General features: G+C 63.3%; 4 protein-coding genes. 3 read left to right on the top strand and 1 reads right to left on the bottom strand.

Features of this window, described 5'->3' with window-relative positions:
* The first annotated feature begins 194 nt into the window (after positions 1–194).
* Positions 195–1,244, top strand: a complete 1,050-nt coding sequence (locus tag HP546_RS26805; protein WP_172231826.1) for an AlgP family protein — start codon at positions 195–197, stop codon at positions 1,242–1,244.
* On the opposite strand, the gene HP546_RS26800 is transcribed toward HP546_RS26805, so the two are convergent.
* Entirely contained in the window at positions 1,220–1,702 is a 483-nt protein-coding gene (locus HP546_RS26800) for a TIGR02444 family protein (RefSeq protein ID WP_172231823.1), read from the bottom strand. The two genes, HP546_RS26805 and HP546_RS26800, sit on opposite strands and share 25 nt — an antisense overlap.
* 50 nt (positions 1,703–1,752) lie before the next feature.
* Here HP546_RS26800 and HP546_RS26795 point away from each other — a divergent pair, with 50 nt between their 5' ends.
* Both HP546_RS26795 and HP546_RS26790 read left to right on the top strand, forming a co-directional pair.
* Positions 1,753–3,663, top strand: a complete 1,911-nt coding sequence (locus tag HP546_RS26795) for an ATP-binding cassette domain-containing protein (protein WP_172231820.1) — start codon at positions 1,753–1,755, stop codon at positions 3,661–3,663.
* Positions 3,664–3,834: 171 nt separating this feature from the next.
* Positions 3,835–4,259: LysE family translocator (locus tag HP546_RS26790; protein ID WP_172231817.1), on the top strand; the 425-nt coding region annotated here is incomplete at its 3' end.

The following is a 4,259-nucleotide window of genomic DNA, read 5'->3' as shown; positions in this document are numbered from 1 at the left end:
TACAGGGATGCGTTGCAAGGCAACTGGCAAATATCAGCAATGATTAAATCTGCAACTACACTTTCATGCAGCTGCAAGATAACAACTTTGCCCAGGCATGCAACGCGGCGTAAATATTACTGTCAACATGCCCTAGCGGCGGTAGCAGCAGAAGCATAGTATGAGCCGCAATCTCGTCAGCCAGGAGGTAAACCATGTCGGCCAAGAAGAAGCCAGTAAGTACGCCGTTGCACCTGCTCCAGCAACTTTCGGGCAGCCTGCTCGAACACTTGGAAGATGCCTGCTCACAAGCGCTGGCTGATGCGGAGAAACTGCTGGCCAAGTTGGAAAAGCAGCGTGGCAAGGCTCAGGAAAAACTGCACAACGGTCGCCTGAAACTTCAGGATTCGGCCAAGGCAGGTAAAGCCAAGGCGCAGAACAAGGCGCAAAAAGCCATCGGCGAACTTGAAGACCTGCTCGATTCCCTCAAGGAACGTCAGACCCAGACTCGCGCGTATATCCAGCAACTCAAGCGTGATGCTCAGGACAGCCTGAAACTGGCCCAGGGTGTAGGCAAGGTTCGCGAAGCAGCTGCCAAGGCGCTTGATCAGCGCGCCGCCAAGACCACCAAGCCAGCTGCGGCCAAGCCAGCGACCAGAGCTACTGCTGGGGCGAAACCTGCGGCCAAGCCAGCTGCCAGAACTGCTGCTGCAGCCAAACCTGCTGCCAAGCCAGCTGCCAGAACTGCTGCTGCGGCGAAGCCTGCAGCCAAGCCAGCTGCCAAAGCCGCTGCTGCAGCCAAACCTGCAGCCAAGCCAGCTACCAAAGCCGCTGCTGCAGCCAAACCTGCGGCCAAGCCAGCTGCCAAAGCCGCTGCTTCAGCCAAACCTGCGGCCAAGCCAGCTGCCAAGGCCGCTGCTTCAGCCAAACCTGCGGCCAAGCCAGCTGCCAAAGCTGCTGCAGCCAAACCAGCGGCCAAGCCAGCAGCCAAAGCTACTGCTGCGGCCAAGCCGGCGCCAGCGAAAGCCGCTGCCGCCAAGCCAGCTGCAAAACCAGCTGCCGCCAAGGCACCGGCACGTACAGCGGCCAAACCCGCTGCAAAGCCAGCCGCCGCCAAACCGGCCGCCAGCAAGCCAGCCGAAGCCAAACCGTCTACGCCCGCCAGCACCCCGGCCACTGCGACCAACTCAGCTTCTCCGGCAGCTTCGACAGGCGCTTCGGCACCTGCCAGCACCCCGGCTCAGGCACCTTCTTCGGCGTCCTGAAGCGCGGCCGCCGCGACGCGCAACCGACCCAGCGCGTCGTGGTGCCGAGCCTGTTCCGGCGCCAGCCGGGTCAGCCAATCGTCCGTGGGCTCAGCCGAGTCCGCGGGCCACTGTAGCGAGCGTTTCTGCAAGCGCTCCAGCAAGGCCTTCTCGGCCTGCAGCTCCAACCCCTTGACCTGATCACGCAAGGTCGCCAGCTGCGCATCATCCTGCGCTGCAGCTCGCCATTGCTGGCGCAAGGTGCGTAACGGGGTGACCACTTCTTGCTGCCAGCGCTGGGCAACCTCGCGCAGCGCCTGCACGCGCGCGTCCCCCACCGCTACCCCACGTGCTTGCAGCCAGGTTGCGCACAGCAGCAGGCAGACATCGCCACCCAGCGCCTGCAGGTCAAGGCAGGCGGCCTCTACGCCGGGCCTGGCATACAGGGCCAGGGCGTGATTCCACAGGTCGGTGTGCATGGTTCCACTCGCGCTATGGGCCGAGGAAGCTGGTAGACTCCGCGACCATCATGATCAGACTATCCAACCTCACTTTACAGCGTGGTCCGCAGCGCTTGCTAGATGGCGCCGAGATGACCCTGCACGCCGGTCACAAGGCCGGCCTGATCGGCGCCAACGGTGCCGGAAAATCCAGCCTGTTCGCCTTGCTGCGCGGTGAGCTGTCGCCCGATGGCGGCGATTGCCTGCTGCCCGGTGACTGGCGCATTGCCCACATGCGCCAGGAGGTCGACACCCTCGACCGTCTGGCCGTGGACTATGTGCTCGACGGCGACGTGCGCCTGCGCAAGGTCCAGGCCGAACTGGCGGTGGCCGAGCAAGCCCACGACGGCACCGCCCTGGCACGCCTGCACAGTGAGCTGGAAAGCGCCGACGGTTATACCGCCGACGCCCGTGCGCGCAAGTTGCTGGCGGGCCTGGGCTTCACCAACGAGCAGATGGACCGCCGCGTCGGCGACTTTTCCGGTGGCTGGCGGATGCGCCTGAACCTGGCCCAGGCATTGATGTGCCCTTCCGACCTGCTGCTGCTCGACGAGCCCACCAACCACCTGGACCTGGATGCCATCCTGTGGCTTGAAGACTGGCTCAAGGGCTACCCCGGCACGCTGTTGCTGATCTCCCACGACCGCGACTTCCTGGATGCCGTGGTCGACCATGTGCTGCACGTCGAACAGCGCAAGCTGAACCTTTACAAGGGCGGCTACAGCGCCTTCGAACGCACCCGTGCCGAACGCCTGGCGCAACAGCAGCAAGCCTACGAGAAGCAGCAGGCGCAGCGCGCGCACATGGAAAAGTACATCGCCCGCTTCAAGGCGCAAGCCACCAAGGCCCGCCAGGCTCAAAGCCGGATCAAGGCCCTGGAGCGCATGGAGGAGCTGTCTGCGGCGCATGTCGATTCGCCGTTCGACTTCGTCTTCCGCGAATCGCAGAAAATCTCCAGCCCGTTGCTGAGCATGTCCGAAGGCCGCCTGGGTTATGGTGACAAGGCCATCCTCGACAAGGTCAAGCTGCAGCTCACACCGGGTGCGCGTATCGGCCTGCTCGGCCCCAACGGTGCCGGCAAGTCGACCCTGATCAAGAACCTGGCCGGCGAGCTCGAACCGCTGTCCGGCCGCCTGGTACGTGGCGAAAACCTGGCCGTTGGCTATTTCGCCCAGCACCAGCTGGACTCGCTGGACGACAAGGCCAGCCCGCTGCTGCACCTGCAGCGCATTGCCCCCACCGAGCGCGAACAGACCCTGCGCGACTTTCTGGGTGGTTTCGACTTCCACGGTGCCCGCACCGACGAGCCGGTAGTGAATTTCTCCGGTGGCGAAAAGGCCCGCCTGGCGCTGGCCCTTATCGCTTGGGAGCGGCCGAACCTGCTGCTGCTGGACGAGCCGACCAACCACCTCGACCTGGAAATGCGCCTGGCGCTGACCATGGCCCTGCAGGAGTTCGAGGGGGCGGTGGTGGTGGTATCCCACGACCGTCACTTGCTCAAGAGCACCACCGACGATTTCCTGCTGGTGGCCGACGGCAAGGTCGATACCTTCGATGGCGACCTCGACGATTACAGCCGCTGGCTGGTCGAGTTCCGCCAGCGCAGCGCCCCGGCCAGCGCTGCCCCGGTCAACCCGGACAAGACCGACAAGAAAGCCCAGCGCCAGGCTGCGGCAGCCTTGCGCCAGCAACTGGCCCCGCACAAGAAAGCCGCTGACAAGCTGGAAAGCGAGCTCAACCAGGTGCACGCGCAACTGGCCGAGATCGATACCGTCATGGGTGACGGCGGTCTGTACGAAGCTGCACGCAAGGATGAGTTGCGTGACCTGCTGGCGCGCCAGACCAAGCTCAAACAGCGCGAAGGCGAGCTGGAAGAGGCCTGGATGGAAGCGCTGGAGACCCTCGAAAGCATGCAGGCGGAGCTTGAGGCGCTGTCTTGATCGGGGGGCTTGGATTGGGTGAGGACTGAAGGGTGTTCGCCTTGACTCTTTCAGCGCTCGGTCTCATAGACGATGCAGGTCTCAAAGCGAACGCCCCCAAAAATAGCTGGTTATTTTTTCACCACCGCCTTAGCTTAACGTTTTGCAACATATGTTCGAGCGAGGTGCGTGATGTCGATGGAAGTATGGTTGGGCTTCTTTGCCGCCTGTTGGGTGATCAGCCTTTCACCCGGTGCCGGGGCGATCGCCTCGATGTCCAGCGGCCTGCAATATGGCTTCTGGCGTGGTTACTGGAACGCCCTGGGCCTGCAGTTGGGCCTGATTGTCCAAATCGCCATTATTGCCGCCGGTGTCGGAGCCGTGCTGGCTGCCTCTGCCACGGCCTTCCAGGTCATCAAATGGTTCGGCGTTGGCTACCTTGTCTACCTGGCTTACAAGCAGTGGCGGGCCCTGCCGATGGACATGAGCGACGAGTCCGCCGTGCGCCCGATCGGCAAGCCGCTTAGCCTGGTGTTCCGTGGTTTCCTGGTCAACGTCAGCAACCCCAAGGCGTTGGTGTTCATGCTGGCGGTGCTGCCGCAGTTCCTCAACCCGCA

Origin of the sequence: Pseudomonas sp. CM25 (assembly GCF_013179705.1) — a bacterium.
Classification (GTDB): domain Bacteria; phylum Pseudomonadota; class Gammaproteobacteria; order Pseudomonadales; family Pseudomonadaceae; genus Aquipseudomonas.
Note: the sequence above shows the minus strand (reverse complement) of the source record. Positions and strands in the feature narration are given on the sequence as shown.